Below are 25,338 nucleotides of genomic sequence, written 5' to 3' on the forward strand. Positions count from 1 at the left end.
CGGTGTGAAGTTATGGCGCGAAAAGCGCTCGTCACAAGGTACGGGTGGATCGCGCTCCGGACAACCCGAGTCCGGAAAGTAGGGGAGAAGGGTCCCCACTACCGACGCCGGGCGCGGCGCTTCTGCACGATCCGGTGGTCGAACGGCGCGGCAACCAGCTCCCCCGAGGACGCTTCCGGCAGCGATCGCCAGGAGCACGGCCATTGCGCCGAGCAACGTGGTGATCCCGCCTTGCTGAGACAGCGTGCCGGAGCCCGCCTTCGACCCGTTGACCATCTCGTACAGCCCGCGGAAGATGGCCAGCCCCGGCAGCAGCCCGTACGACGCCGGAACGGCCAGCACCATGGCAGGCGCTCCCAGCCGGAGGGCAAGGAGCCTGCCCACGCAGCCCAGTACGGTGGCTGCCACCCCGGCGGCAGCGAGCGGTCCGAGACCGTCGAGGTGCCCCACACCGAGGGCGACCACGACCCCCAGCGCGCACAGGGCACCTGAGGGCAGTACGAGCGACCGCCTCGTCCGCAGCGAGACCGCCACGGAGATCCCGACGACGAAGGCCCCTACGACGGCGAGACCGAGCGGCGCGTTCAGGGCCCTGGTACCCAGGATGGACGGCGACGCCAGCCGCAGGCCGAACGCTTCCGTCAGCGCGAACGTGACCGACAGCCCGGTCGCCACGCCGAGGATGATTCCCGCCGTGGTGAGGAACACCGCGAACATCCGCCGAGGGCGCACTGGTAGAAGTCGGGCACGCCTCCACGCCGTAGGGCCCGCGCGGCATACCCGACGAGCAGCGCGGAGCCACCGGCCACGGCTGCGGCGAACCATCCCGCGCCGAGCATCACCGCGAGGGCGGCTGACAGCACGCCGAGCGCACCGCGCACCGTCCACCGTGGCCAGAAGCGCGGCGCGCGCCGGATTTCGCGAAGCCGCGCCGCGCGCCGGATCTCGCGAAGCCGCGGCGCGGCCGCCTCCCGGTCGAAGCTGCCGGCGACGAGGTTCTAGACGAACTGGTGGACCGCGGTCAGCCGGGCGAAGTCCCTCGTCGCCGACCGCACCACGCGCAGCATGGTGATCGGCGTGCCCGCTGCCGTCGTGCACTGGATGAGCAGGGACTGCAGGGTGATGTCCACCTCGAGGTTGTCCAGCCCGGCGGCAGCCGCGACAGCCACCACAGAGGACTCGACCTGCGGCGCTCCGGCTCCGCAGCGCAGCATCAGTTCCCCGACCCGCAGCGCGAGGTCCAGCGACGCTCGCGCCTCGCGCTCCTGCGCGGCCGCCTGACGGACCCGTGGGTTGCGGTACGGCGTGTGCCGCAGCGAGTCCACCATCGGCAGCGTCTGCGTGATCTCCTCGCCGCGCCAGAGCCGGCTGCGTCGCAGCGTCCGCTGACGTGAACGCGGGGTGGGGTGGCCTGCTGTCATGGAGCCTGCGTCACATTCCGGGGAGCGTGGCCGACGGCGCCTGGGCCGGCCACCACTCGGGCGAACCGCCCTGGCGAAGACCCGCAAGGGCGCAGGCAACCGCACCGAGGAGCAGTAGCGCCACTGCGATCCTCGTCCCGGTCCTGCCCCGGCTCACCCCGCGCACCACGCTCCGGGTCCCCCGCCGCAGCCCTGAGCCGCCCGGTCCCCACCACGCCACGAGCGCGGCGACGATGCCGCCGACCGCCAGGGCCGGGGCCGTGTTCGGATGCGGTGAGCCACCGGTGACGGCCATCGTCGCGAGAGCTGTGCTGAATACCGCACACACCCCGACGACCAGCGGCAGCAGAGCGCTGACGACCGTCGCCAGGGCCCCGACCAAGACATGCCAAGGGCTCGCCACTACCGCCAGCGGGACATCGGAGCGACGCCGACCATGCTCGTGTCGGCGCAGGACCAGAGAGGTCACCGACCGGTCCGCCGTACGGGCCACCCACGACCAGGCGACCGCCAGGACGGCAGCGACCACAGGGAAGGTCGCGGCGGCTGCCACGAGGACGAGCAGGAGGGCGAGCAGAGTCCCGGTCCTGGAGGGACGCCCGATGCGCGGGTCAGCCTCGCCCGGAGCACCGTCCCACGCGGCCTGCCAGTCGGAGGAGTCCTCTGCCGTCTCGTCCCAGGGCAGCAGCTCCTCCTCCGCCGGCGACCAGGCCTGCACCGGTGCTTCAGGGCGCCAGGCGACTGCCGACTCGCTGCCGCCGGCCTGCCTGAAGCCGTCGGCCGGAGCCGGGACGGGTCCTTCCCACCGCGAGGTGGGGCGCTGGGAGAGCACCTGGGTAGGTCGGCCCGCGGAGGGGAGCCCGGCGTCGACGGGTCGGCCCTGGGCGTACCGCTCCAGCGCCTCGACGACCTCGGCGGCCTCCGGGCGCTGGCGCGGCTCCGGTGACAGGGCCGCCTGCAGGAGCGGCACCAGCCGCGGGTCCACGCCGCCGAGGTCGGGCTCCCCGCGGCTGACCCGGGAGAGCACGACGTCCAGCGGGCCCCGTCCGAACGGGGGCGTACCGCTCGCGGCGAAGGCCAGCGTGGCCGCCCAGCCCCACCAGTCGGTGGCCTCGGTGACCCGGCCGCCCTCGACCACCTCGGGCGAGAGGTAGCCGGGGGTTCCCATGACGAGTCCGGTCATCGTGATGCGTACGTCGTCGGCCACGTGGGCGATCCCGAAGTCGATGACGACCGGGTCGTCGTCCAGCAGCAGGACGTTGCCAGGCTTGAGGTCGCGATGGATCACGTCGGCGGAATGGATGGCGTCCAGGGCGTCTGCCAGCCCACGCCCCAGGCGCAGCAGTGCCTCCCCTCTCATCGCACCGCGCTCCTGAACTACCGCGTCCAGGGAGGGCCCGGGGACGTAGCGCGTCACCAGGTAGGGCCGGGGCCCGTCGAGGTCGGCGTCGAGCACAGCCGCTATCCGAGGGTGGCGGATGCGCCCCAGCACGTCCACCTCACGGGCCAGCCTGCTCCGCGCATCACGGTCGTGGGCGATGTGGGGCCGGAGCAGCTTCAACGCCACGGCGCGCGCGTGCGGGTCGAGGGCCAGATGGACGACACCCATGCCGCCCTCGCCGAGGTGGTGGATGAGGCGGTACGGGCCGACCCGGGAGCCGTCGGCGGCGCCCGTGGACCCGTCGCCGCCCGTGATGGCCTCCGTCGTCATCCCCCTACGGTAAGGGAGGGCACGGGCGAGACCCCTGAGGCTACTGCTGGATGTATCCCACGAGCTGGTCGCGCTCGGACTGCAGCTCGTCGATCCGGTGCTTCACGATGTCGCCGATGCTGACGATGGCCCGAAGCTTGCCGTCCACGACGACCGGGACGTGACGGATGCGCAGCTCGGTCATCGTGCGCGCCAGCTGCTCGATCGGCACGTCCGGCGTGCAGGTCTCCACCTCGGCCGTCATGATGCTCGAGATGGGCGCCGTCAGCACGTCCGCGCCTCTCTGCTGTAGCTGTCGCACGACGTCACGCTCACTGACGATCCCGTCGACACTCTCGCCGTCGTCGCTGACGACCAGCGCACCGATCCGGTGTTCGGCGAGCAGGTCCAGAAGCCGCTGCACGGTCTCGTCCGACCGCACGGTCACAACTTTGTCGCCCTTGCGGCGCACCACGTCCGAGATCCTCATGGTCAGACGGTAGACCGCCGGCAGGGCCGCCGCTAGGGGGTCGGACGCCGCCGCAGGAGGCTCCCTCTCCGCAGGCGTCCATGTCACGGGCCACGTCACAGCCCCGGGCGATCCGCCCCTTTTCACCGGGGGTATGCCAGCGCTCGGACCGCCCGGCATAGGGTTGGACCGGAAGCCACCCCTCTGGAGTTGATGAGCCGTGCCGCGCAGCCAGCCCACCTTCGACCTGGTCATCGCCGCGAACCGCCTGCCCGTGGACCGCGTCGTCGACGAGCACGGTGACACTTCCTGGAGGACCAGCCCCGGTGGCCTCGTCACCGCGATGGAGTCGGTGATGCGCGGCCGCGACGGCGCCTGGGTCGGCTGGGCGGGCGAGGCCGGCGAGGCGCCCGCGTCCTTCGACCAGGAGGGCATGTACCTGCGCCCGGTCCCCCTCTCCGAGGACGAGGTGGCGCACTACTACGAGGGTTTCAGCAACGACACGTTGTGGCCCATCTACCACGACGTCATCGTCCCGGCGACGTTCCACCGGTTCTGGTTCGCCGCATACGAGGCCGTGAACCGCAGGTTCGCCGAGGCCGTCTGCGAGGTGGCTGCGAGGGGCGCCACGGTGTGGGTGCACGACTACCAGCTGCAGCTCGTCCCCGCCATGGTGCGTGAGCTGCGCCCGGACGTCCGGATCGGCTGGTTCAACCACATCCCCTTCCCGGCCGTCGAGCTCTTCGCCCAGCTGCCGTGGCGCCGGGCGATCCTCGAGGGCCTGCTCGGTGCGGACTACCTGGGGTTCCAGCGGGTCGCAGACGCCCAGAACTTCGTCCGGGCGTGCCGCCAGCTGCTCAGCCTTCCCACCAAGGGCGACACCGTGTCCGTCTCCCGAGCCGGGGACGCGCGCCGGGTGCGGGCGAGCGCGGTGCCCATCTCCATCGACTTCCGCGGCTTGCAGGAGCTCGCGCGTAGGCCCGAGACGGTCGCGCGCGCCAAGGAGATCCGCGAGTCGCTCGGCAACCCGCAGACGCTGCTGCTCGGCGTGGACCGCCTCGACTACACCAAGGGCATCGGCCACCGTCTGAAGGCCTACGGTGAGCTGCTCGCCGAGGACCGCGTCTCACCGCCGCAGGAGATGTTCGTCCAGGTGGCGACGCCGAGCCGGGAGCGGGTCGACGCCTACCGCGAGCTGAGGATCGAGATCGAGGGTGAGGTGGGCCGGATGAACGGCGAGCACAGCCGCATCGGCGCACCAGCGGTCCAGTACCTGCATCACTCCTACCCTCGCGAGGAGATGGCTGCGCTGTACCTGGCGGCCGACGTGCTGGTGGTGACTCCGCTGCGCGACGGGATGAACCTCGTGGCCAAGGAGTACGTCACCTGCCGGTACGACGAGGGTGGCGCCCTCGTGCTCTCGGAGTTCACCGGCGCCTTCCATGAGCTGCACCAGGCCTTCGTCTGCAACCCCCACGACATCGAGGGCGTGAAGCAGACGATCATGCGCGCGATCGAGACTCCGGGACGCGAGAAGCGCCGGCTGATGCGCGCGATGCGGCGCAGGGTGGCCGACCACGACGTCCAGCGGTGGGCGTCTCGGTTCCTCGACAACCTGAAGCACGCTCCCGAACGGGGCAGCATGTGACCGTCCCCGATGACCTGCGGGAGGCAGCGTCGCGCCTCGCGGGCTCGTCGAGCCTGCTGGTGGCCACGGACTTCGACGGGGTGCTTGCCCCTCTCGTGCAGGACCCGGGCGCGTCGCGCCCGCTGCCCGGCACCATCGAGTGTCTCGAGGGGCTCGCCGCCCTGCCCGACACGTATGCGGCGGTCGTCAGCGGCCGTGATCTGGAGACGCTGACCCGGCTCACCGGGCTCCACCAGAGCGCCGTCAGCCGGATCGGCAGCCATGGGGCCGAGTCGAGCGACGCAGGTCCAGGAGGCCTCGGCGAGGAGGAACGGCACAGGCTGAAGGGCCTCGTGGAGGACCTCGCCGCCGTCAGCGCCGCCCACCCGGGTTCTGCCCTGGAGCACAAGCCGGCGGCGGTGGTGCTGCACACGCGCGGGATGTCGCCGGAGGCTGCAGGGGCGGCGGAGCGGGACGCCGTAGCGGTGACGGCCCGGCATACCGGAGTGCATGTGCTCCAGGGCAAGCACGTCGTGGAGGCCAGCGTCGTGGACGCGGACAAGGGGACCGCCCTCCTGCGGCTGAGCGGGATGCTGGGCGCCAGCGCGGTGGCGTACCTCGGGGACGACGTGACCGACGAGGACGCCTTCGCCGCGCTCGGCAGCGAGGACCTGACGGTCAAGGTGGGACCCGGGGACACCGGGGCCCGGTTCCGGGTCGAGTCGCCGCAGGATGCCGCCGAGGTGCTCTCGCTGCTCCTCGAGCTGCGCTCGAGCGCCTGCGGCTAGCGCGACGGGCAGGCCCCTGTCGACGCGCGGACCACGAGCTCGGGACGGAAGATGTACTCCGCTCGTGGCGCCGGCTCACCGGCGATCTCGTCCAGGAGCGCACGCACCGCGGCCTCGGCCATCGCCTGGACGCTCTGGCGGACCGTCGTGAGCGGAGGGTCGGTGAAGGCGATGAGTGGCGAGTCGTCGTAGCCCACCACCGAGAAGTCCTCGGGCACGCGCATGCCGACCCTGCGAGCGGCCCGGATGGCGCCCAGCGCCATGAGGTCGGACCCGCAGACCACTGCGGTGCAGCCTCGTTCGATCAGGCGCGCGCCGGCAGCGTCTCCGCCCTCGACCGAGAACATCGTGCGCTCGATGAGCTCCTCGACGTCGGCGCGGCCGAGCAGGGAGCGCATCGAGGACCTGAAACCCTCCATCTTGCGGATCACGGGCACGTACCGGTCCGGGCCGATCGCGAGCCCGATCTGGCGGTGCCCGAGCTGCACCAGGTGCGTGAGCGCGAGCTCCATCGACGCGACGTCGTCGTTGGAGATGAAGGGGGCGTCGATCGTCTCGTTGTAGCCGTTCACGAGCACGATCGGCAGCTCGCGCTCGCGTAGGGCGGTGTACCGGTGCGGGTCGCTGGTGACGTCCGCGTGCTGCCCTGACACGTAGATGATCCCGGCCACCCCGCGGTCGAGCAGCATCTGGACGTAGTCGTCCTCGTGCACGCCGCCGGGAGTCTGGGTGCACAGCACGGGGGTGAAGTGGTGACGTGCCAGCGCTGTCTCGATGACCTGGGCGAAGGCCGGGAAGATGGGGTTGGTCAGCTCCGGCACGATGAGCCCCACGAGGTCCGTCGTCTTGCGGCGTAGCCTGGCGGGCCGGTCGTAGCCGAGCACGTCCACCGAGGTGAGGACGGCTTCGCGCGTGTGGTGTGCCACGCCGGGCTTGTTGTTGAGCACCCGGCTGACGGTCGCTTCACTGACGTCGGCGTGGGCGGCGATGTCGGCCAGTCGGGCCTTCACGGTGTGGGCTCCTCGTCCGGGGGTGCGGGCGACCCCGAACCTAGCAAGAACTTGCAGCACTTCTGGCACTACCCCCTGCAAGATCTTTCAAACCCTCAGGGCCGATGTGGCAGGCGCGCTGGCGCAAGCGGTTTCCGGTCTCGGTGGACAGGTGTTGGCGGATCGGCGCCTCCTGGGCCAGACTGGGCCCACCCCGGACACCGAAGTCCGAGGGCGCTCCACCTTTACAACGGATCGTCCGGCACGTTCCTGCCGGTGAAGGAAAGGCAAAGACGCCATGGCAACAGTCAAGTTCGACGAGGCTACCCGGCTCTACCCGGGCAACGACAAGCCGTCTGTGGACCGGCTCAACATCGATATCGAGGACGGCGAGTTCCTCGTCCTCGTCGGCCCCTCCGGGTGCGGCAAGTCCACCTCCCTGCGCATGCTGGCCGGCCTCGAAGAGGTCAACGCCGGCAAGATCTGGATCGGTGACCGCGACGTCACCAACCTGTCCCCCAAGGACCGCGATGTCGCGATGGTCTTCCAGAACTACGCGCTCTACCCCCACATGTCCGTCGCGGACAACATGGGCTTCGCGCTCAAGATCGCCGGCGTCGACAAGGGCGAGATCCGCAAGCGCGTCGAGGAGGCTGCCAAGATCCTCGACCTCAGCCAGTACCTGGAGCGCAAGCCGAAGGCCCTGTCCGGTGGCCAGCGCCAGCGGGTGGCCATGGGCCGGGCGATCGTCCGCAGCCCCCAGGTGTTCCTCATGGACGAGCCGCTGTCGAACCTCGACGCCAAGCTGCGGGTCCAGACCCGCACCCAGATCGCCAGCCTGCAGCGACGGCTCGGGGTGACGACCGTGTACGTCACGCACGACCAGGTGGAGGCTATGACGATGGGCGACCGCGTGGCGGTGCTCAAGGACGGCATCCTCCAGCAGTGCGACAGCCCCCGGCACATGTACGACCACCCGAACAACGTCTTCGTCGCCGGCTTCATCGGCTCCCCCGCCATGAACCTTCTCGACGTGCAGGCGGGCGACGGCGGAGTGGACGTCGGCGGCTCCACCGTCCCGGTCGAGCGGGCCCGCCTCGCTGGCGCGTCGGGCGGGAACCTCACGCTGGGAGTCCGGCCGGAGGACCTGGAGCTCACCACCGAGGGCCAGGGCATCCCCGTCACCGTGGACGTCGTCGAGGAGCTGGGGGCCGACGCCTACATCTACGGCTCCACCAAGGCCCGCCAGCACATCGAGGCGGACGACGACAACGACGCACCGGAGAAGCCGTTCATCGCCCGGGTCGACGGCCGCCGTCCCCCGAAGAAGGGCGATACCGTCTACCTCGCCCCCAAGCAGGGTCACCTGCACCTGTTCGACGCCGAGTCGGGTGCGCGCCTCGGCGACTGACCCCTCGCACTATGCCGCGTGGCCGGTCCCCCACCCGGGGGCCGGCCACGCGCCGTTTGCGCCCAGCCGGGCCTGAGGGAGGATGAGCGCGTGGCTCTGAACATCACCGCGTCACGGCCGGACCCCGCGCTGTTGGACCTCCCCTGGGAGCTGCCGCTCGAGACGTGGCCCGAGGACAACCTCGCGGCGCTACCGCGGGGCATCTCCCGGCACGTGGTCCGCTTCGTCAAGCTGTCTGGCCGGGTGCTGGCCGTCAAGGAGATCAAGGCGGACATCGCCGAGCGCGAGTACCAGATGCTCCGGGTGCTCAACAGGCTCGAGGTCCCGTGCGTCGAGCCCTTCGGCGTGGTCAGCGGGCGCCTGGACCGGCAGGGCAACGCGCTGGACGCGTGCCTCATCACCAGACACCTGCAGTTCTCGCTGCCCTACCGCGCCCTCTTCAGCCAGTCGCTGCGCCCTGGGACCTCGTCCCGCCTCATCGACGCCCTCGCCGTGCTGCTGGTCCGCCTTCATCTCACGGGCTTCTGGTGGGGCGACGTGTCGCTGTCGAACACCTTGTTCCGTAGGGACGCGGGTGCGTTCGCCGCGTACCTGGTCGACGCCGAGACCGGCGAGCTGCACCAAACCCTGTCCCACGGCCAGCGCGACCACGACCTGGACATCGCCCGAGTCAACATCGCCGGGGAGCTGATGGACCTGGAGGCCGGCGGGTATCTGGAGGCCGGCACGGACCCCGTCGACACCTCCAACCAGATCGTCACCCGCTACGCCGAGCTGTGGGCCGAGCTCACCGAGCTGGAGCGGTTCGAGCGCGGCGACCGGTGGCGGGTCGACTCCCGGATCCGCCGCCTCAACGACCTCGGCTTCGACGTCGACGAGCTGTCGATCTCCACCGACTTCGACGGGACGCACATCCAGATCCAGCCCAAGGTCGTCGACGCCGGCCACCACTCCCGACGGTTGCTCAGGCTCACGGGACTGGACGTCGAGGAGAACCAGGCACGCCGCCTGCTCAACGACCTGGACTCCTACCGGGCCTCGCAGGACAGGCAGAACGACGACGAGGAGATCGTGGCGCACGAATGGCTGACCCGGGTGTACGAGCCGATCACCCGCGCCGTCCCGCGTGACCTGGCCGGCAAGCTGGAGCCCGCCGAGCTGTTCCACGAGGTGCTGGAGCACCGGTGGTACATGTCGGAGCGAGCCGGTCACGACGTGCCGATCGAGGACGCCATCCAGGACTATGTGGCCACGGTCCTGCCGAGCAAGCCCGACGAGGCCACGGTGGTGGGCGTCGACACGGTCGAGATGCCGGTCGTTGCGATGTTCGACGACCTGTGACGCGCCACTCGCGCGATCGAGTACGCCTCAGCTGTTGCCGGAGGACATGACTCCCGCGGCGAGCAGGATGATCCACAGAACCACACCCACGACGAGCAGTGCGGTGCCGATGATCCCGCAGATGCGGCCGGCGTTCACCGTGCCGCGGTTGGTGTAGGCGCCGGGGTTGGCGTCGATCTCGCGGATGGCCTTGTTCCCCATGACCCAGGCGACCGGCCCGAGCAGCTGGATGCACACGAGCGACAGGATCCCGAGGATGAGGATGATGGTGCCCTGGGGGTGGTCCCGCGGACCCATCGGGCCGGCGCCGTAGCCGTACTCGGGGGCCGGAGGAGGAGCGCCGTAGCCCCCGCCTGATCCCGAACCGGGCGGCGGTGGCGGCGGCGGGGTGCCGTAGTCGGACATGCTGGAGTCCCTTCAGGTCATGCGTCGCTGCCCCGTGGCGCGACTGTCCCGAACGCTAGCGGACTTGTCCTGTTCTGCGTGGTTACAACGCCCTACGCCGAGCCACCTCATAGAGCGCGACACCGGTGGCGATGCCGGCGTTGAGCGACTCCACCGCCGAGGACATCGGGATGGAGACGACCTGGTCGCACGTCTCGCGCACGAGGCGCGAGAGCCCCTTTCCCTCGGACCCGGTGACGATGACGATGGGCTCGGTCGCGAGGTCCAGATGGGGCAGCTGGACGTCACCGTCCATGTCGAGGCCCAGAACGAAGAAGCCGGCCTTGCGGTACTCCTCCAGGGCGCGCGTGAGGTTGGCGGCCAACGCGACGGGGACCCGCGCGGCGGCCCCCGCGGACGTCTTCCAGGCGCTGGCCGTCATGCCTACCGATCGTCGCTCGGGGACCACCACGCCGTGCCCGCCGAAGGCGGCGACGGACCTGATGATGGCGCCAAGGTTCCGGGGGTCGGTGATGCCGTCGAGCGCGACGACGAGAGGGATGCCCGGCGCTTCCGGGTCGATGAAGTCGTGGGGATGGGCATACTCGTAAGGCGGCACCTGCAGGGCGAGGCCTTGGTGCACGGCCCCCTCAGTCAGTCGGTCGAGCTCGCCGCGGGGAGTCTCCAAGATGGCGATGCCCTTCGCCGTGGCCGTCTTGAGAGCCTCGCGCACGCGGTCGTCCGAGTCGATCCGTCCGGCAACGTACATGGTCGTCACGGGAACGTCCGCCCGCAGCGCCTCCACGACCGCGTTCCGCCCAGCCACGATCTCGCTCGACTGCCTGCCGCTGCGCCGAAACCCACCACGACCGGCAGCGGGGCGGGGGCCGGGCCTGCCGGTGCGCGAACCGCCGGCCACCCGCTTGTCCGCCGCCTTGGCCAGCCGGTTGGCCTTGTGCTTGGGACGGTCCTCGGCCTTGGGGGTAGGCCCCTTGCCCTCCAGCGCTCGCCGCCGCTGGCCCCCCGAGCCGACCGACGCGCCCTTCTTCGACGTACCCTTGCGGACCGCTCCACGTCGTTGGGAGTTCCCTGCCATCAGTCGCCGCCTGCCTCGTCGTTGCCTCTGCGGGCCAGCGACCAGCGCGCTCCCGATGCCGTGTCCTCGATGAGGATCCCCGCTGCCGCGAGCTGGTCGCGGATGGCGTCCGCCGTGCCGTAGTCGCGCGCCGCGCGGGCCGCCTCCCGGGCGCCCAGCCGGTCGCGCACCAGCGCATCGAGCGCGGCCTTCGCGTCGCCGTCGCCGGAGCTGGTACCGGCGTGCCAGTGCGGGTCGAGCGGGTTGACTCCCAGGAGGTCGGTCATGGCCAGCACGGCCGCGAAGGCCGACGCGAGACCCTCCTGGTCCGCCTCGTCGATGGCGGTGTTGCCCGCCCTGACCGTCTCGTGGACCACGGCCAGCGCGCCACTGACGTTGAGGTCGTCGTCCATGGCCGCGGCATATGCCTGGGGGATGGCGGTCGGGTCCGGCTCGGTGGAGAGCTCCGGAAGCACCCGCTGGGCCCGGGCGAGGAACCCCTCTATGCGCTCCACCGTGGCCTCCGCCTCCTGGAGCGAGCCTTCGTAGTAGTCGATGGTGGACCGGTAGTGCGCTGCGGTGAGGTAGTACCTCAGGGCCAGCGGTCGGGCGAGCTTGGTGACCTCGGAGACCACGAGGCTGTTCCCGAGGGACTTGCTCATCTTCTCGCCGCCCAGGGTGACCCAGGCGTTGTGCAGCCAGAAGTTCGCGAAGCCGAGCCCCGCCGCGTGCGACTGCGCCTGTTCGTTCTCGTGGTGCGGGAACCGAAGGTCGACCCCTCCGCCGTGGATGTCGAACGTGTCCCCCAGGTACTTGCGGGCCATGGCAGAGCACTCCAGGTGCCAGCCGGGACGACCCGCGCCGAACGGGGTCGGCCAGGAGGCGGTGTCCGGCTCGGACTCCTTGCGCCCCTTCCACAGGGCGAAGTCACGCGGGTCACGCTTGCCTCGGGGGTCGGCGTCCTCCGCGGCCTCCATGTCGTCGATCCGCTGGTGGGTCAGCGCACCGTACTCGGGGAAGCTCTTGACGTCGAAGTACACGTCCCCGCTGCCGTCGGGAGCGGCGTAGGCGTGCCCCTTCTCGACGAGGGTCTCCATGAGCTGCACCATCTCGGTGATGTGCCCCGTCGCCCGCGGCTCGTAGGTCGGCAGAAGGATGCCGAGCGAGGCGAGGGCGGCCGCCGTCGCGACCTCGTTGCGATAGGACAGGGCGAACCACGGCTCGCCGGCAGCAGCAGACTTCGCCAGGATCTTGTCGTCGATGTCCGTGACGTTGCGGACCAGCGTCACTTCGTAGCCGTACCGACCGGCGAGCCAGCGACGCAGCACGTCGAACGCCACGGCGAACCGGACGTGCCCGATGTGCGGCTCGCTCTGCGTGGTGAGTCCGCAGATGTAGATGCCCACCTTGCCGGGAACCAGCGGCGCGAAGTCGCGCAGCTGGCGCGCGGCAGTGTCGTACAGGCGAAGACTCACGCGCGCAAGGCTACCCGCGGGCCGGGGACCAGCCGAAACGGACAGCCGGTCTTGTCAGACGCCGACGGCAGGGCCACTCTGGGAGGCGGCTCGATGGGCACCAGAAGTCCACCCCACGCATGACAGCTGTCAGGCGTTCCGGGCCCGGGGTCACGAGCACGTGCCCATCGAAGCCCGCACCGCACGGGCCTCCAGAGAGGACCACCCATGAAAGCTCGTTTGCTGGCCGCGCTCGCCGGTGTCGCCGCTCTGGGCCTGGCCGCCGCCGCCATGCCGGCGCAGGCGCAGTCCGCTCCGGTGCTCGCCGGTGACCACGGCAACCACGCCGCTCCCGGTCCCCTGCCAGGGGGCTACAGCAACCTGGTCGTCATCTACGAGGAGAACCACTCCTTCGACAACCTCTACGGCTCGTGGGGCCGCGTCGGCCCCGACGTCGTCGACGGCGCCCAGCAGCCCGCCGTGACCCAGGTCGCCCAGGACGGCACGGCATACCGGTGCTTGCCGCAGACCGACGTGAACCTCGAGTCGCCGCCGCTGCCGAACACGTGCCAGGACGCCTCGCACGGCGTCACCGCGAGCAGCTTCACCAACGGCGCGTTCGTGATCGACGACTTCATCAAGCGGGAGGACACGACGTGTCCCCGGCCGGGCCAATCGGCGCCGAACGGTGTCCTCAAGGGCGCCGGGCTCGAGGGAGGCTGCACGCGGGACCAGGTGCACCGCTTCTACCAGGAGCAGTACCAGATCGACGGTGGGAAGCAGGACCGGTACGTGACCGGGTCCGACGCGACCGGCCTGACGATGGGCCGCTACGACACCAAGGCGCTACCGATCTACCAGTACCTCCACTCGCCGCACGCCCCGAACTACGTCGTGGCGGACCGGTTCTTCCAGGCGGCCTTCGGCGGCTCCTTCCTCAACCACCAGTGGCTGGTGGCGGCTCGCTCGCCCCTGGACACGTCGCACGGAGCCCTCCTTGCAAAGAACTCCGTGCTGGACTCCAACGGCATGGTGAACAAGTACCCGCTCTACACGCCGACCGGCCCCTTCGCCGACGGAGCGCTCACCCGGAAGTGCGCCGCAGGGGACGACCCCAAGGTGGCGGCCTGCGGCGACTACGCGGTCAACACCGTCCAGCCGTCCTCTAGGCCAGCCGGGGGTGGCGCCAAGATTCCCCTCATCGACGACACCGCGTTCCCGAACATCGGTGACGAGCTCTCCGCAGCTGGCGTGAGCTGGAACTGGTACGCCGGTGGTTGGGACCAGGCCGCGTCCGGTCACCCTGGCAAGACGTTCCAGTTCCACCACCAGCCCCTCAACTACTTCGCCAACTATGCGGAGGGAGCGCCCGGGCGCTCGCATCTGCAGGACCAGACCAAGTTCGAGGCCGCAGCCGAGAACGGGACGCTCCCCCAGGTGAGCTTCGTCAAGCCCTATGGCACGGAGAACGAGCATCCTGGATACGCCAGTGAGCACGAGGGAAGCGACGCCCTCGTCCACCTCGTGAAGACCATCACCGCCGGGCCACAAGGACGCCAGACGCTGATCATCGTCACGTACGACGAGTTCGGCGGCTCGTACGACCACGTCGCGCCGCCCAAGGTCGACGCGTGGGGCCCCGGGACACGGATCCCGGCGCTGGTGCTCTCCGCCGGCATGAAGCACTCGGGCGTGAGCCACGAGGTCTACGACACGACGTCGATCCTCGCGACCATCGAGCACAGCTTCGGGCTGGCGCCGCTGTCGACCCGCGATGCGTCGGTCCACGACCTCGGTCCAGCCGTCGCTATCGGGGGGCGGCACGTGGACAACGGACACTGACGTCCACCGCCCCGGGTCGAGGCCAGCACCAGGTCCGGCCGGTCACCCTCGTACCGGCCGGAGCTGTCCCCGGGACGGTCAGGCTCGTGGGACGACCAGGGCGGTCGCCACGGCGGCCAGCCCCTCGGCGCGCCCGGTGAGCCCGAGGCCGTCCGTCGTCGTACCGCTGACCGACACGGCAGCGCGGACGGCAGCCGCCATGACGCCCTCTGCCTCCCCCCGGCGGCCGCCGATCTTCGGCCGGTTGCCGACCACCTGTACCGCCACGTTGCCGATCTCGAACCCTGCCTGCCGGACCAGACGGGCCGCCTCTGTCAGAAGCTCCACCCCCGAGGCGCCGGCAAGCTCCGGCCGGCTGGTCCCGAAGTGCTCGCCCAGGTCACCGATTCCCGCGGCGGAGAAGAGCGCATCACACGCCGCATGGCACGCCACGTCGGCGTCCGAGTGGCCGTCAAGCCCGGCCTCGTCCGGCCACATCAGCCCTGCCACCCACAGCCGCCGGGCCGGGTCCGTCGTGAAGGCATGCACGTCGACCCCGATGCCCGTGCGAGGCATGCCGGTGAGGTCCATGCCGCCATCCAACCACCGACCTCCCCTGCCCTGGCGACGCGCTAGCGTGCGGGGCTGACCGGCCTGCTCGACGTTCCACTGCTCAGCAGTCGGCTCGTCCTCCTCCGACCCCATCGCCGGGGCGATCTCGACGCCGTCTACGAGCGGTGCCTCGACGCGGAGACCAGGCGGTACACGACCATCCCGCTGGAGTACACCCGTGGGATGGCCCGCGAGTATCTGGAGGGTCTGCTCCGGCCGTCCTCCACGTTCGCCTCCTGGGCGGTGGAGCTGGACGGTGCTTATGCCGGCACGATCGACCTGCGGGTCATGCCAGTGGACGCGGGTGCGGGTGACCTCGGCTTCGTCACCCACCCTGCCCTGCGCGGGCGGGGGGTCATGTCGCAGGCGGTCCGTCTGGTCCTGGGCCATGCCTTCGACACGCTCGGGTGGCAGCTCGTTCGATGGCAGGCCCACGCAGGCAACTGGGCCAGCGCGAAGACGGTATGGCGCAGCGGGTTCCCCATCCCCACGTTCGTGCCCGACCTGCTCGTCGAGCGAGGGAGGATGGTCGACGGATGGCTGAGCACCCTTCACGCCGGCTGGCCCGGGAGCCGGGGACAGCCTGGGAGGACTGGGTGGAGGCCCTCAGCCCCGGGGGACCTCAGCCGTCAGTGACCTCAGCCCCGGGTGACCTCAGCCGTCGCTGACCTCGCCCGCGCTGACCTCAGCCCTGAGTGAGGTGACGCTCCACCAGCGCCAGGTCGTCCGGGGTCGTGACCTTGAAGGCGAGGGCGTCGCCCGGCACCACGCGGACATGGCCGCCGGCTGCCTCCACGAGCGCGGCGTCGTCCGTGGCCTCGGCGCCGGAGGCATGAGCATGCTGAAGCACCTCGCGCAGGAAGGCCTGAGGAGTCTGGACTGCGCGCAGCGCAGCGCGGTCCGGGGTGGCCACGACGACCCCGTCAGCGTCCACCTGCTTGATGGTGTCTGTCACGGGCAGCCCCGGCACCACCGCCGGATGACCGGACCGCACCTCGTGCACGAGCCGGGAGACCAGCTCCGCCGGGGCAAGCGCTCGTGCCGCGTCGTGCACCAGAACGATGCCGTCGTCCCTGCGAAGGGCCGCGAGCCCGGCCGCGACGGAGGCGCTGCGCTCAGACCCACCGGCCACCACGTCGACGTCGGCCGGTCGAGCACTTCGGGACGTGATCGCGCCCGCCTCCTCGAGGTGGGAGGCGGGCGCGACGATGACGACGTGCGAAACCTCGGAGGCCGTCAGCACTCGCCGCAGGGCGTGCTCGAGCAGGGTGGCGCCGCCGACCATCACGAACGCCTTGGGTTCAGCGGCTCCGAGCCTGCGTCCCTGTCCGCCCGCGACGAGGACGACAGCGACGCTCAGGAGGCGAGGACCTCGTCGAGAATGGCCTCGGCCTTGTCCTCGTTGGTCTTCTCAGCGAGCGCAAGCTCGGAGACGAGGATCTGGCGCGCCTTGGCGAGCATGCGCTTCTCCCCGGCGGAGAGCCCGCGGTCCTTGTCACGGCGCCACAGGTCACGGACGACCTCGGCTACCTTGATGACGTCGCCGGACGCGAGCTTCTCGAGGTTCGCCTTGTACCGGCGCGACCAGTTGGTGGGCTCCTCCGTGTGGGGGGCACGAAGAACGGAGAAGACCTTGTCCAGGCCATCCTGTCCGACGACGTCCCGCACGCCGATGTCCTCGCAGTTGTCTGCAGGGACCTCGATCGTCAGATCACCCTGGGCGACCTTGAGCTTGAGGTAGATCTTCTCCTCACCCTTGATTGTGCGGGTGTTGATCTCTTCGATGAGTGCAGCCCCGTGGTGGGGGTACACGACCGTCTCGCCGACCTTGAAAACCATGTGCTGTTTTCCCCTTTCGCGACCTACAGAATATCACGGCACGCCGATTCTCGGAAAGCGGCGAACATTGCATTTGCGCAGGTCAGAGCGCCATAAATGCGCTGTGGGAGCAGTAATGCGGTCTTGACAGAATGCCGTCCGCCATGCAACGCGCACGGGTGCGCGCCGCCACAACGGCCCAGGTAGGCTGTCGGTCGTGATCCGCCGAACCCCCCTGGCCGCCCGCTCGACGGGCCGCACCACGCCCTTGCGCCGACTGCTGCCCGTCTGCCTGGGCCTGGCCGCGCTCGCCCTCGGTGCCTGCCAGACGCAGTCGGTGGTGCAGACGCAGCGCACCTACAACCCAGCGGACGGGGTGCCGGTCGACCTGGGCCAGGTCCAGCTCCGCGACCTCGTCGTGGTCACGAGTGGCAAGGACAAGCCCGGAGTCCTGACCGGCGCGATCAGCAACAAGGGCAACGACGCCCAGCGGGTCGCCTTCGCACTGCCCAACGCGCAGCCCGTCTTCACCGAGGCCCCCGCGCACTCGGTGCAGTCGCTGTCGGGGTCGACGCAGGTCCAGCTGCCCAGCGTGCCGGCCGCCCCCGGCGACGTGGTGACCCTGACCGTGCAGTCGCCGACCGCCCCCGCTGCTGTGGTGACGGTGCCGGTCCTGCCACCGAGCGGGTACTATTCGACGCTGGGCGCCACCTCCTCGGGGAGCAGCACGTCCACGTCCTCCACGAGCAGCTCGGGCGGCACCTCGGCGACCAGCACGGCCACACCGACCAGCACGGCCACACCGACTAGCACGGCGACACCGTCGGCGACGACCACGACGACCCCCTGACCGGCGCTCAGCCGCTCTCGAACTTGTAGCCGAGGCCACGCACCGTCACGATGTGACGCGGCTCAGCGGGGTCCGGCTCGATCTTGGCCCGCAGCCGCTTGACGTGGACGTCGAGGGTCTTGGTGTCGCCGACATAGTCGCTGCCCCACACCCGGTCGATGAGCTGCATGCGCGTCAGCACCCGCCCGGTGTTGCGCAGCAGCATCTCGAGGAGCTCGAACTCCTTCAGCGGCAGCGGGGTGGGCGCGCCGGCGACCGTGACAATATGGCGCTCCACGTCCATCCTCACCGGGCCCGCCTCGAGCGTGGTCGGGAGCAGGTCCTCCGGCTCGGACAGCCGTCGCAGGACGGCCTTGATCCGAGCCAGCAGCTCACGCGAGGAGTAGGGCTTGGTGACGTAGTCGTCCGCGCCGATCTCCAGCCCGACGACCTTGTCGATCTCGCTGTCCTTGGCAGTGAGCATGATGACCGGGACGCTTGAGCGCTGGCGCAGTGCCCGGCAGACCTCGGTCCCGGAGAGTCCCGGAAGCATCAGGTCGAGGAGCACCAGGTCCGCACCGGCACGGTCGAAGTCGTCGAGGGCGTCAGGTCCGGTCTCGGCCACCGCGACCTCGTACCCCTCTTTGCGCAGCAGGTACGACAGCGGGTCAGAGAACGAGACCTCGTCCTCGACCACCAGGATTCGGGTCATGCGGCTGGCTCTCCTCGGTGGGGCGCGACCCGGTCGGTCGGGCGGGCGGATGAGAGGTCGGATGCGGCAGCGTCGCCGGGTGCAGCGTCGTGGCCGGATGCGGCAGGGTGGCCGTCGCCGGTGCGGTCGGCGCGGGTCCGGTCGACGCGGGTCCGGTCGACGCGGGTCGGGTCGGTGTGTCTGCGGTCGGCGGCGGCGGGAAGCCGGATGGTGAAGCTGGAGCCACGGCCCTCCTCGCTCCAGACCGTGACGTCCCCCCCGTGGTTCGCGCAGATGTGCTTCACGATGGCCAGGCCCAGGCCGGTGCCTCCGGTGGCACGCGAGCGGGCGTCGTCGACGCGGTAGAACCGCTCGAAGATCCGCTGCTGCTCCGCCTCGGGGATCCCCTGCCCCTGGTCGGTCACGGTGATCTCGACCATCTCGCCGACCACGCGCCCGCCGACCGCCACGCGAGTACCGGGGTCGGAGTAGGCGACGGCGTTGCCGACGAGGTTGCGGACCGCGGTCACCAGGAGGTCCTCGTCGCCGAAGACCTTCAGGTCCGGTGCGCACGCCTCGGCGATCTCGATCTGCTTGGAGTCCGCGCCGACGCGCGAGTAGTCGATGGCCTCGTGGACGGCCGCAGTGACGTCGACGAGACGAGGCTCGTGCAGCGTGTCGGCCACCTGGAGCCTGGAGAGGTCGACGATCTCCTTCACCAGCTGGGCGAGCCGGTGGCTCTCCACCTGCATCCGCCCGGCGAAGCGCTCGACCGCCTCGGGGTCGTGCCGGGCGTCGAGGATCGCCTCGGCCAGCAGTCCCAGACCGCCCACCGGGGTCTTCAGCTCGTGGCTGACGTTCGCCACGAAGTCACGCCGCACCTCCTCCACCCGTCGCGCCTGGGTATGGTCCTCCACGAGCAGGAGCACGTGGCTCGAGCCCAGCGGGGCGACGCGCGCCTGCATGATGGAGCGTCCCTGGCCCAGCGGCCCGCGGGCCAGCTCGAGCTGCGACTCCCGGATGACTCCGTCCCTGCGGACCTGCCGGGCGAGGTGACGCAGCTCGGCGTGAACGAGCTCGTTGCCCTTCACCAGCCCGTACGCCACCGCGGACGGGGAGTTGTTGATCACCGCATCGGCGGAGTCCACCACGATGCCGCTGGAGCGCAGGACGGCCAGGACGTCGGCCACGCCGGCCGGCAGCGCGCTGACCGGCGGCGCCGCCGGCACGCTCGTCTGCTGCCGCTCGGAGTAGCGGACCGCGATGACGGCCAAGGCGCCGGTCAGTAGGCCGGCGAACCCGGCCAGGAGGGTGGCACTCGTCGCATCCACGTCACTCAATGTACGGTGCGCTGCACCCCTGCCCGTGCGCTGCATGGGGCCGCGCTGCACGCGCGTCCCCAGATGTTCACCTGACCTCACCCGACCGTTCACGGCCTCGTGGGAGCCTCGGGTCGCACGCACCGCCGCACACCCGTGCCCACACCCGTGCCCACACCCATAGGGAAGCAATGCGCGACGCCTTTCACGAGGACCTGGACGCCATCTCCGACCAGCTGGTGGAGATGACCCGCCTGGCCGGGTCCGCCATGTCCCGCGCCACGACGGCGCTCCTGGACGCCGACATCCGCCTGGCCGAGTCGGTGATCGAGGCCGACAAGGAGCTGGACCGCATACGGCAGGACCTCGACGCCCTCTCGGTGGACCTCCTCGCCCGGCAGCAGCCGGTGGCCACCGACCTGCGCATGGTGGTCACGTCGATGCGGATGAGCGCGGACCTCGAGCGGATGGGCGACCTCGCCCGGCACGTCGCCAAGGTGGCGCGGCTGCGCTACCCCGACTCCGCCGTCCCTGCCGACATCCGCGCCACCATCCTCCAGATGGGCCAGGTGGCCGAGCGGATCGTCGCCAAGTGCGGCTCGGTGATCGCCGCCAAGGACGTGGACGACGCGAAGACCCTCGAGCGCGACGACGACGCCATGGACGAGCTGCACCGCACCCTCTTCAGCCATCTCATCGACGGCACGTGGAAGCACGGCACCGAGGCCGCCGTCGACATGACGCTGGTGGGCCGGTACTACGAGCGCTTCGCCGACCACGCCGTGTCGGTGGCCCATCGGGTGGTGTACCTCGTCACCGGCGAGTGGGACGTCGCCGAGGACCACGAGGAGCAGGAGGACCGCGCCTCAGGCCTCTGAGGCGAGCGGGCCCTCAGCGCCCCTGGTTCGCCACCGCGGCCGCTGCTTCCGCGGCTGCCTCTGGGTCCAGGTACTCGCCCGGGCGAGTAGGCATGAAGTCCTCCCCGAGCGTGTAGACCAGCGGCTGGCCGGTAGGGATGTTGAGCCCGGCGATGTCCTCGTCGCTGATCCCGTCCAGGTGCTTGACCAGCGCCCGAAGGCTGTTCCCGTGCGCCGTGACGAGGACCGTCTCGCCGGCTACGAGGTCCTGCTGGATGGCGCCGTCCCAGTACGGCATCATCCGGGCGATGACGTCCTTGAGGCACTCCGTCCGGGGGACCTCGACGCCGGCGTAACGGGGGTCGCCGCTCTGGTCGTAGTCGCTGCCTCGCTCGATCGGCGGCGGTGGGGTGTCGAACGAGCGACGCCACAGCATGAACTGCTCGTGCCCGTACTTCTCCCGGGTCGCTGCCTTGTCCAGGCCTTGGAGGGCGCCGTAGTGCCGTTCGTTCAGCCGCCAGCTGCGGCGCACCGGGATCCAGTGACGGTCGGCGGCGTCGAGGGCCAGGTTGGCGGTGCTGATGGCGCGACGCAGCACGGAGGTGTGCACCACTGTGGGCAGCAGCCCCTCCTGCTTGAGCAGCAGTCCCCCGTCGACCGCCTCGGCGCGACCCTGGTCGTTGAGGTCGACGTCGACCCAGCCCGTGAAGAGGTTCTTGGCGTTCCAGTCGGAGTGCCCGTGCCGGAGGAGGATCAGGGTGTAGGCCATGCGGTCAGCCTAGCCACGCGGCGCGACGCCGCTCAGCGGCGATCCAGCAGATGGCGGAAGGCCTCCAGGTTGCGCAGGGACTCGCCGCGGGAGACGCGCCAGTCCCACTCCCTCTGCATGCTGGTGAGGAAGCCGGTGGCGAGCAGCTCGTTGAAGTGGGCGTCCGCCGCCTCAAGGAGCACGCCGAACAGCTGGTCCAGGTATGCGGCGTCGACGGCTGCGGCGGGCACCCGGCCCGTCACGTAGACGTCGCCGGAGGCGTCGACGGCGTAGGCCAGCCCGGGCAGGCGCAGGTTCTTGCGCAGCAGGTAGCGGTAGAACTGCTCGTGGTTCTCGTCGGGGTTGCGGATGACGAAGGCTGAGACCGACAGCGCGTCCCCACCGGCCACCAGCGAGGCCACGGTCCGCAGCTTCTTCTCCCCCGGCAGGGTCACGACCAGCTCGCCGTCGCGGGCACCGGGCTCCCACTCGAGCTCCGCGGACGCCAGGTACCCCTCCACCGTCGTCCTCAGCGAGGTCGCAGGACCACCCCCCGGGCTCACGGGATCACCGCCGCCGGAACTCCGGTGAGGGAGCCGTGCGGCGAGGGGGAGTCCAGGGCACGGGCGCGGGCGCGGCACGCCTCCACATAGACCTCGTAGAGCCGCTCCGTCGTGCGGTCCCAACCGAAGAGGGCGGCGTGCCCCCGCGCCTTACGGGACAGGCATTCGCGACGCTGCGGGTCGAGGAGCAGGTCCTCGAGGGCGTCCGCCCACTGCTCGACCCCATGACCGTCCACGAGGATGCCGGCGTCCCCCACGGCCGTCGGAAGCCCTCCGACGCGGGCCGCGACGACCGGGGTCCCGCAGGCCTGCGCCTCGATGGCGACGAGTCCGAACGACTCGGAGTGGGATGGGACTGCCACGGCGTCCGCGGCGCGGTACCACTGGGCGAGCTCCTCCCGCGGCACGGGTGGGAGGAACCTCACCTGGTCGGCGATGCCGAGCTCCTGGGCCAGGTCGTGCAGCCAGCGGGGATGCGCCAGACCGGAGCCGGACGGCCCCCCGAGAACGGCCACGACCAGCTGACGCCTCCACTCCGGGTGGCGCCTGAGCAGCTCCGCTGCCGCCTTCACGAGGACCTCTGGGGCTTTGAGCGGCTGGATGCGGCCGACGAACAACAGGACCTTCGCCTCCGGCGGCAGGCCGAGCGCCTGTCGAGCGGCGCGAGGGTCTCCGGGCGAGAACAGGGACAGGTCCACCCCGGGGGGTACGACGACCACTTTGTCGGGCTCCGCGTCGTACAGGTCGATGAGCTCGTGCCGCTCCTCGAGGGTGTTGGCGATGAGCCGGTCCGCCGCCTCCACCACCTGGAGCTCGCCGATCTCGCGCCCCGACGGCTCGCGGGTCTCGCCCTGCGCCAGGTGGAGGTTCTTCACCCGCGCCATCGTGTGCATCGTGTGGACCAGTGGCACCTGCCAGCGGTCGGCTGCGAGCCAGCCCACCTGCCCGGAGAGCCAGTAGTGCGAGTGGACCAGGCTGTAGTGGTCCTCGGGGGCATGCGCGCCGGTTCGCATCACTCCGGCCGCGAAGGCGCAGAGCTGTCCGGGCAGGTCCTGCTTCCCCAGTCCCTCGTACGGTCCGGCGGTCACATGGCGCACCAGCACGCCGGGCGCTAGCTCCACCGTCGCGGGCAGCTCCGCAGTGGTGGTCCGGGTGAAGATCTCGACCTCGACGTCGCGCCTGGCAAGCTGGCGCGCGACCTCGACCACGTAGACGTTCAGCCCGCCGGCGTCACCCGTTCCCGGCTGCTCCAGCGGCGACGTGTGCACGCTGAGCATGGCGACACGGTCGATGCGGTCGCAGCCCATACCGGGAAGTCTGCCACCTGGCCGGTGGATCGCTAGGACGAGGGGCTGGGCTGCGGGCGGGCCTGGGACGACACGGTCAGGTACCCCGAGTCGGACCAGACGTGCACGTCGGTACGGCCCGGGAAGCGCAGGTCGACGCCGCGGGCCACCCGCTGCGGCCCGATGCCGACGTCCGTCCCCAGCAGCGTGGAGAACGCGGCCTGGCCGTCGCGGCTGCCCGAGGCAAGCCACGCAGCCGACTTGCGAAGGTTGACCGCCGTCAGCGCGGGGCGGATCCCGATCGTGGCAGGCTCCCGGTCGAGGTGCCACACCACCCCGTCCGCCCCGTTGATGTTCGCGCCGAGCCGCACCACCGTTCCCTCCAGCTCCACCCGCATCGTGAACGGCAGTGACGTGGTGGAGTCGTAGACGTGCCCGAAGTAGGTCGCCCGGCCCGGCAGGAAGACCAGCTCGTCCACCGTCACGTTGTCGAGGCTCCGGGCGACGTCCTCCGTCGTCTGGTCACCCTGGCCCGTGGCTGCACCCTCCACCGCGGAGAGCATCGACCCCCGGATCACCGTCTGCAGGAGCAGGTCGTTGCCGCGCAGGATCCGCAGGCCGTCGCTGTACAGGGACACCGACACGTCACCCCCAAGCGTGGCGACGCCTGTGGCGCCGGGGGCCACGCGGAGAAGCCCCGGCTCCACACCCGCGATGCCGGCGTCCCGGCCCAGCCAGCTCGGGAGCTGGGTGGAAAGACCCAGGAGCGCGAGAGCGCCCAGCGAGACGACGAGGGCCACCATGCTGCGGCTGACGTCCCGCTCGCGCCACGCCATCCGATGCACAGGCTCACCCTAGAGGCGGCGGCCCGTAGGCTGTCCGCGTGGCTGGGCAGCGTCCGGTGGGCACCATCACCCGTGGGACGACCAACCCGAACAGGCTGCGGCGGGTCGATCGCTGGCTCGCCGGCCCGCAGGCTTGGCGCCTGCGCAGTGCGGGGCCCCGACCGGTGGTCGTCGACCTTGGCTACGGCGCCTCACCAGTGACTGCAGTGGAGCTCCACGACCGGCTGCGCCGCGTGCGGCCCGACGTCGAGGTGGTCGGCGTGGAGATCGACCCGGCACGGGTCGAGCAGGCTGGACCGTTGGCGCGACCGGGTCTGTCGTTCGCACTCGGCGGTTTCGAGGTGCCACTCGCCGCGCACCGCAGGGCCACCGTGGTGCGGGCGTTCAACGTCCTGCGTCAGTACGAGGAGTCGCAGGTCGCGCAGGCGTGGGCGACGGTCCAGGCACGGCTGACCGACGACGGGCTCCTCGTCGACGGGACCTGCGACGAGCTGGGCCGACGCAGTGCCTGGGTCGCACTGGACCGGTCGGGACCGCTGTCCCTGACGATGTCGTGGCGCCTGCGAGACTTGCAGGCCCCCTCCGGCATCGCCGAGCGCCTGCCGAAGTCCCTCATCCACCGTAACGTGCCCGGCGAGCCCGTGCACGCCCTTCTGCTGGCGCTGGACCGGGCGTGGGCGCACGCAGCGCACCACTCGACGTTCGGGATGCGGCAACGCTTCCTCGCCGCGGCCGCGTCGCTACGGGACGAGGGGTGGCCTGTGCTCGACGGGCCGGCACGATGGCGACTGGGAGAGCTCACTGTGGCGTGGTCCGCCGTGCGGCCACGCACCTGACGGGCGCCGTGCGGCCACGCACCTGACGGGCGCCGTGCGGCCACGCACCTGACGGGCGCGGTGCGGCCACGCACCTGACCTCAGTGCTCGGCGTCAGCGGGCGTAGTCGTCCTCGAGCCGGACGATGTCCGCCTCGTCGAAGTCGCCGTACGCGACCTCGAGCAGCCGCCCCGCCACGTCACCCTTGTTCGCCATCCGGTGCAGGGCTCCGCACGGCACCCAGACCGGCTCGCCCGGCTCCGCCAGCCACGTCCGGTCGCCGACGGTGACCTCGATCGGCACGTCGAGCACCTGCCAGAACTCGCCGCGATGAGCATGCGTCTGCAGCGACAGCCGATGACCCGGCTCGACGGTGATGATCTTGACGGTCACCCGCTCGTTGGAGACGAACTGCTGGAACTGCCCCCAGGGGCGCTCGACGACGAAGATGTCCTCGCGTGGGTCGGGCATCGAGTGGGTCATGC

The 25,338-nt window shown here is 70.8% G+C and carries 25 protein-coding genes and 2 pseudogenes; 9 read left to right on the top strand and 18 right to left on the bottom strand.

Annotation, left to right across the window (positions count from 1 at the left end; translation table 11 throughout):
• Positions 1–177: 177 nt before the first annotated feature.
• From PHA84_RS20755 to PHA84_RS04055, 4 genes and pseudogenes are all read right to left on the bottom strand, one after another.
• A pseudogene (locus tag PHA84_RS20755) lies at positions 178–717 on the bottom strand (threonine/serine exporter family protein); the annotation flags it as partial.
• Positions 642–1,421: pseudogene (locus tag PHA84_RS04045) on the bottom strand (threonine/serine exporter family protein). The pseudogenes PHA84_RS04045 and PHA84_RS20755, both read right to left, overlap by 76 nt.
• Positions 1,422–1,431: 10 nt before the next feature.
• The gene (locus PHA84_RS04050; protein WP_270886816.1) at positions 1,432–3,132 is read right to left on the bottom strand and encodes a serine/threonine-protein kinase; all 1,701 of its coding nucleotides are present in this window, start codon (positions 3,130–3,132) and stop codon (positions 1,432–1,434) included.
• A gap of 40 nt (positions 3,133–3,172) precedes the next feature.
• Positions 3,173–3,601: a CBS domain-containing protein gene (locus PHA84_RS04055; protein ID WP_270886817.1), complete on the bottom strand. Its 429-nt coding sequence runs from the start codon at positions 3,599–3,601 to the stop codon at positions 3,173–3,175.
• Between the two features lie 199 nt (positions 3,602–3,800).
• Here PHA84_RS04055 and PHA84_RS04060 point away from each other — a divergent pair, with 199 nt between their 5' ends.
• Both PHA84_RS04060 and otsB read left to right on the top strand, forming a co-directional pair.
• Positions 3,801–5,228 carry an alpha,alpha-trehalose-phosphate synthase (UDP-forming) gene (locus tag PHA84_RS04060; protein ID WP_270886818.1) on the top strand — a complete coding sequence of 476 codons (1,428 nt, stop codon included), beginning with the start codon at positions 3,801–3,803 and terminating at the stop codon, positions 5,226–5,228.
• Entirely contained in the window at positions 5,225–5,995 is a 771-nt protein-coding gene (gene otsB / locus PHA84_RS04065; RefSeq protein ID WP_270886819.1) for a trehalose-phosphatase, read from the top strand. The genes PHA84_RS04060 and otsB overlap by 4 nt, the downstream gene beginning before the upstream one ends.
• On the opposite strand, the gene PHA84_RS04070 is transcribed toward otsB, so the two are convergent.
• Positions 5,992–7,005, bottom strand: coding sequence for a LacI family DNA-binding transcriptional regulator (locus tag PHA84_RS04070; protein ID WP_270886820.1), 1,014 nt, complete (start codon positions 7,003–7,005; stop codon positions 5,992–5,994). The two genes, otsB and PHA84_RS04070, sit on opposite strands and share 4 nt — an antisense overlap.
• Before the next feature lie 277 nt (positions 7,006–7,282).
• Here PHA84_RS04070 and PHA84_RS04075 point away from each other — a divergent pair, with 277 nt between their 5' ends.
• Positions 7,283–8,395: an ABC transporter ATP-binding protein gene (locus tag PHA84_RS04075; protein ID WP_270886821.1), complete on the top strand. Its 1,113-nt coding sequence runs from the start codon at positions 7,283–7,285 to the stop codon at positions 8,393–8,395.
• A gap of 90 nt (positions 8,396–8,485) precedes the next feature.
• A complete protein-coding gene (locus tag PHA84_RS04080; RefSeq protein WP_270886822.1) occupies positions 8,486–9,736 on the top strand; it encodes a DUF4032 domain-containing protein in 1,251 nt (416 codons plus the stop codon).
• A gap of 27 nt (positions 9,737–9,763) precedes the next feature.
• Here PHA84_RS04080 and PHA84_RS04085 read toward each other — a convergent pair whose 3' ends face one another.
• From PHA84_RS04085 to cysS, 3 genes are all read right to left on the bottom strand, one after another.
• On the bottom strand, positions 9,764–10,141 hold the full coding sequence (locus tag PHA84_RS04085; RefSeq protein WP_270886823.1) for a hypothetical protein: 378 nt from the start codon (positions 10,139–10,141) through the stop codon (positions 9,764–9,766).
• Positions 10,142–10,223: 82 nt separating this feature from the next.
• Positions 10,224–11,216 (bottom strand): 23S rRNA (guanosine(2251)-2'-O)-methyltransferase RlmB, encoded by a 993-nt coding sequence (gene rlmB, locus PHA84_RS04090; protein ID WP_270886824.1) that lies wholly within the window; start codon positions 11,214–11,216, stop codon positions 10,224–10,226.
• Entirely contained in the window at positions 11,216–12,670 is a 1,455-nt protein-coding gene (gene cysS / locus PHA84_RS04095; RefSeq protein WP_270886825.1) for a cysteine--tRNA ligase, read from the bottom strand. Before cysS ends, rlmB begins: the two co-directional genes overlap by 1 nt.
• Before the next feature lie 207 nt (positions 12,671–12,877).
• Between cysS and PHA84_RS04100 the strand changes: the two genes are divergently transcribed.
• The gene (locus PHA84_RS04100) at positions 12,878–14,491 is read left to right on the top strand and encodes an alkaline phosphatase family protein (protein ID WP_270886826.1); all 1,614 of its coding nucleotides are present in this window, start codon (positions 12,878–12,880) and stop codon (positions 14,489–14,491) included.
• 78 nt (positions 14,492–14,569) lie between these two features.
• Here the strand turns inward: PHA84_RS04100 and ispF are convergent, their stop codons facing one another.
• Positions 14,570–15,061, bottom strand: coding sequence for a 2-C-methyl-D-erythritol 2,4-cyclodiphosphate synthase (gene ispF / locus PHA84_RS04105; RefSeq protein WP_270886827.1), 492 nt, complete (start codon positions 15,059–15,061; stop codon positions 14,570–14,572).
• Positions 15,062–15,139: 78 nt separating this feature from the next.
• Here ispF and PHA84_RS04110 point away from each other — a divergent pair, with 78 nt between their 5' ends.
• Positions 15,140–15,718 (top strand): GNAT family N-acetyltransferase, encoded by a 579-nt coding sequence (locus PHA84_RS04110; RefSeq protein WP_270887112.1) that lies wholly within the window; start codon positions 15,140–15,142, stop codon positions 15,716–15,718.
• A gap of 49 nt (positions 15,719–15,767) precedes the next feature.
• On the opposite strand, the gene ispD is transcribed toward PHA84_RS04110, so the two are convergent.
• On the bottom strand, positions 15,768–16,442 hold the full coding sequence (ispD, locus tag PHA84_RS04115) for a 2-C-methyl-D-erythritol 4-phosphate cytidylyltransferase (RefSeq protein ID WP_270887113.1): 675 nt from the start codon (positions 16,440–16,442) through the stop codon (positions 15,768–15,770).
• The gene (locus tag PHA84_RS04120) at positions 16,439–16,921 is read right to left on the bottom strand and encodes a CarD family transcriptional regulator (protein WP_270886828.1); all 483 of its coding nucleotides are present in this window, start codon (positions 16,919–16,921) and stop codon (positions 16,439–16,441) included. The genes ispD and PHA84_RS04120 overlap by 4 nt, the downstream gene beginning before the upstream one ends.
• Before the next feature lie 196 nt (positions 16,922–17,117).
• Here PHA84_RS04120 and PHA84_RS04125 point away from each other — a divergent pair, with 196 nt between their 5' ends.
• A complete protein-coding gene (locus PHA84_RS04125) occupies positions 17,118–17,750 on the top strand; it encodes a hypothetical protein (protein ID WP_270886829.1) in 633 nt (210 codons plus the stop codon).
• A 7-nt stretch (positions 17,751–17,757) separates the two neighbouring features.
• On the opposite strand, the gene PHA84_RS04130 is transcribed toward PHA84_RS04125, so the two are convergent.
• Both PHA84_RS04130 and PHA84_RS04135 read right to left on the bottom strand, forming a co-directional pair.
• Positions 17,758–18,441, bottom strand: coding sequence for a response regulator transcription factor (locus PHA84_RS04130; protein ID WP_270886830.1), 684 nt, complete (start codon positions 18,439–18,441; stop codon positions 17,758–17,760).
• Complete coding sequence (locus tag PHA84_RS04135) at positions 18,438–19,751, bottom strand: sensor histidine kinase (RefSeq protein WP_270886831.1); 1,314 nt, start codon at positions 19,749–19,751, stop codon at positions 18,438–18,440. Before PHA84_RS04135 ends, PHA84_RS04130 begins: the two co-directional genes overlap by 4 nt.
• 179 nt (positions 19,752–19,930) lie before the next feature.
• On the opposite strand from PHA84_RS04135, the gene phoU reads away from it, so the two are divergent.
• Positions 19,931–20,617, top strand: coding sequence for a phosphate signaling complex protein PhoU (gene phoU, locus PHA84_RS04140; protein ID WP_270886832.1), 687 nt, complete (start codon positions 19,931–19,933; stop codon positions 20,615–20,617).
• A gap of 13 nt (positions 20,618–20,630) precedes the next feature.
• Here the strand turns inward: phoU and PHA84_RS04145 are convergent, their stop codons facing one another.
• Genes PHA84_RS04145 through PHA84_RS04160 form a run of 4 tightly spaced genes read right to left on the bottom strand, consistent with a single transcriptional unit; the run spans position 20,631 to position 24,038 of the window.
• Complete coding sequence (locus PHA84_RS04145) at positions 20,631–21,365, bottom strand: phosphoglyceromutase (RefSeq protein WP_270886833.1); 735 nt, start codon at positions 21,363–21,365, stop codon at positions 20,631–20,633.
• 32 nt (positions 21,366–21,397) lie between these two features.
• Positions 21,398–21,907 (bottom strand): YbjN domain-containing protein, encoded by a 510-nt coding sequence (locus tag PHA84_RS04150; RefSeq protein ID WP_270886834.1) that lies wholly within the window; start codon positions 21,905–21,907, stop codon positions 21,398–21,400.
• Positions 21,904–23,214 (bottom strand): D-inositol-3-phosphate glycosyltransferase, encoded by a 1,311-nt coding sequence (gene mshA, locus PHA84_RS04155; protein ID WP_270886835.1) that lies wholly within the window; start codon positions 23,212–23,214, stop codon positions 21,904–21,906. Before mshA ends, PHA84_RS04150 begins: the two co-directional genes overlap by 4 nt.
• A 32-nt stretch (positions 23,215–23,246) precedes the next feature.
• Positions 23,247–24,038, bottom strand: a complete 792-nt coding sequence (locus tag PHA84_RS04160) for a hypothetical protein (RefSeq protein WP_270886836.1) — start codon at positions 24,036–24,038, stop codon at positions 23,247–23,249.
• A gap of 38 nt (positions 24,039–24,076) precedes the next feature.
• Here PHA84_RS04160 and PHA84_RS04165 point away from each other — a divergent pair, with 38 nt between their 5' ends.
• Complete coding sequence (locus PHA84_RS04165) at positions 24,077–24,874, top strand: class I SAM-dependent methyltransferase (protein WP_270886837.1); 798 nt, start codon at positions 24,077–24,079, stop codon at positions 24,872–24,874.
• A gap of 93 nt (positions 24,875–24,967) precedes the next feature.
• Here the strand turns inward: PHA84_RS04165 and PHA84_RS04170 are convergent, their stop codons facing one another.
• Positions 24,968–25,336, bottom strand: a complete 369-nt coding sequence (locus PHA84_RS04170) for a phosphomannose isomerase type II C-terminal cupin domain (protein ID WP_270886838.1) — start codon at positions 25,334–25,336, stop codon at positions 24,968–24,970.
• Between the last annotated feature and the right edge of the window lie 2 nt (positions 25,337–25,338).

This window comes from Pedococcus sp. 5OH_020, assembly GCF_027812955.1.
In the GTDB taxonomy this organism is placed as follows: domain Bacteria; phylum Actinomycetota; class Actinomycetes; order Actinomycetales; family Dermatophilaceae; genus Pedococcus.

Coding starts and splice junctions, on each gene's coding strand:
- PHA84_RS04050 (WP_270886816.1), bottom strand. CDS start 3,132: ATGACGACGGAGGCCATCACGGGCGGCGACGGGTCCACGGGCGCCGCC.
- PHA84_RS04055 (WP_270886817.1), bottom strand. CDS start 3,601: ATGAGGATCTCGGACGTGGTGCGCCGCAAGGGCGACAAAGTTGTGACC.
- PHA84_RS04075 (WP_270886821.1), top strand. CDS start 7,283: ATGGCAACAGTCAAGTTCGACGAGGCTACCCGGCTCTACCCGGGCAAC.
- PHA84_RS04085 (WP_270886823.1), bottom strand. CDS start 10,141: ATGTCCGACTACGGCACCCCGCCGCCGCCACCGCCGCCCGGTTCGGGA.
- rlmB (WP_270886824.1), bottom strand. CDS start 11,216: ATGGCAGGGAACTCCCAACGACGTGGAGCGGTCCGCAAGGGTACGTCG.
- PHA84_RS04100 (WP_270886826.1), top strand. CDS start 12,878: ATGAAAGCTCGTTTGCTGGCCGCGCTCGCCGGTGTCGCCGCTCTGGGC.
- ispF (WP_270886827.1), bottom strand. CDS start 15,061: ATGGACCTCACCGGCATGCCTCGCACGGGCATCGGGGTCGACGTGCAT.
- PHA84_RS04120 (WP_270886828.1), bottom strand. CDS start 16,921: ATGGTTTTCAAGGTCGGCGAGACGGTCGTGTACCCCCACCACGGGGCT.
- PHA84_RS04130 (WP_270886830.1), bottom strand. CDS start 18,441: ATGACCCGAATCCTGGTGGTCGAGGACGAGGTCTCGTTCTCTGACCCG.
- phoU (WP_270886832.1), top strand. CDS start 19,931: ATGCGCGACGCCTTTCACGAGGACCTGGACGCCATCTCCGACCAGCTG.
- PHA84_RS04145 (WP_270886833.1), bottom strand. CDS start 21,365: ATGGCCTACACCCTGATCCTCCTCCGGCACGGGCACTCCGACTGGAAC.
- mshA (WP_270886835.1), bottom strand. CDS start 23,214: ATGGGCTGCGACCGCATCGACCGTGTCGCCATGCTCAGCGTGCACACG.
- PHA84_RS04170 (WP_270886838.1), bottom strand. CDS start 25,336: ATGACCCACTCGATGCCCGACCCACGCGAGGACATCTTCGTCGTCGAG.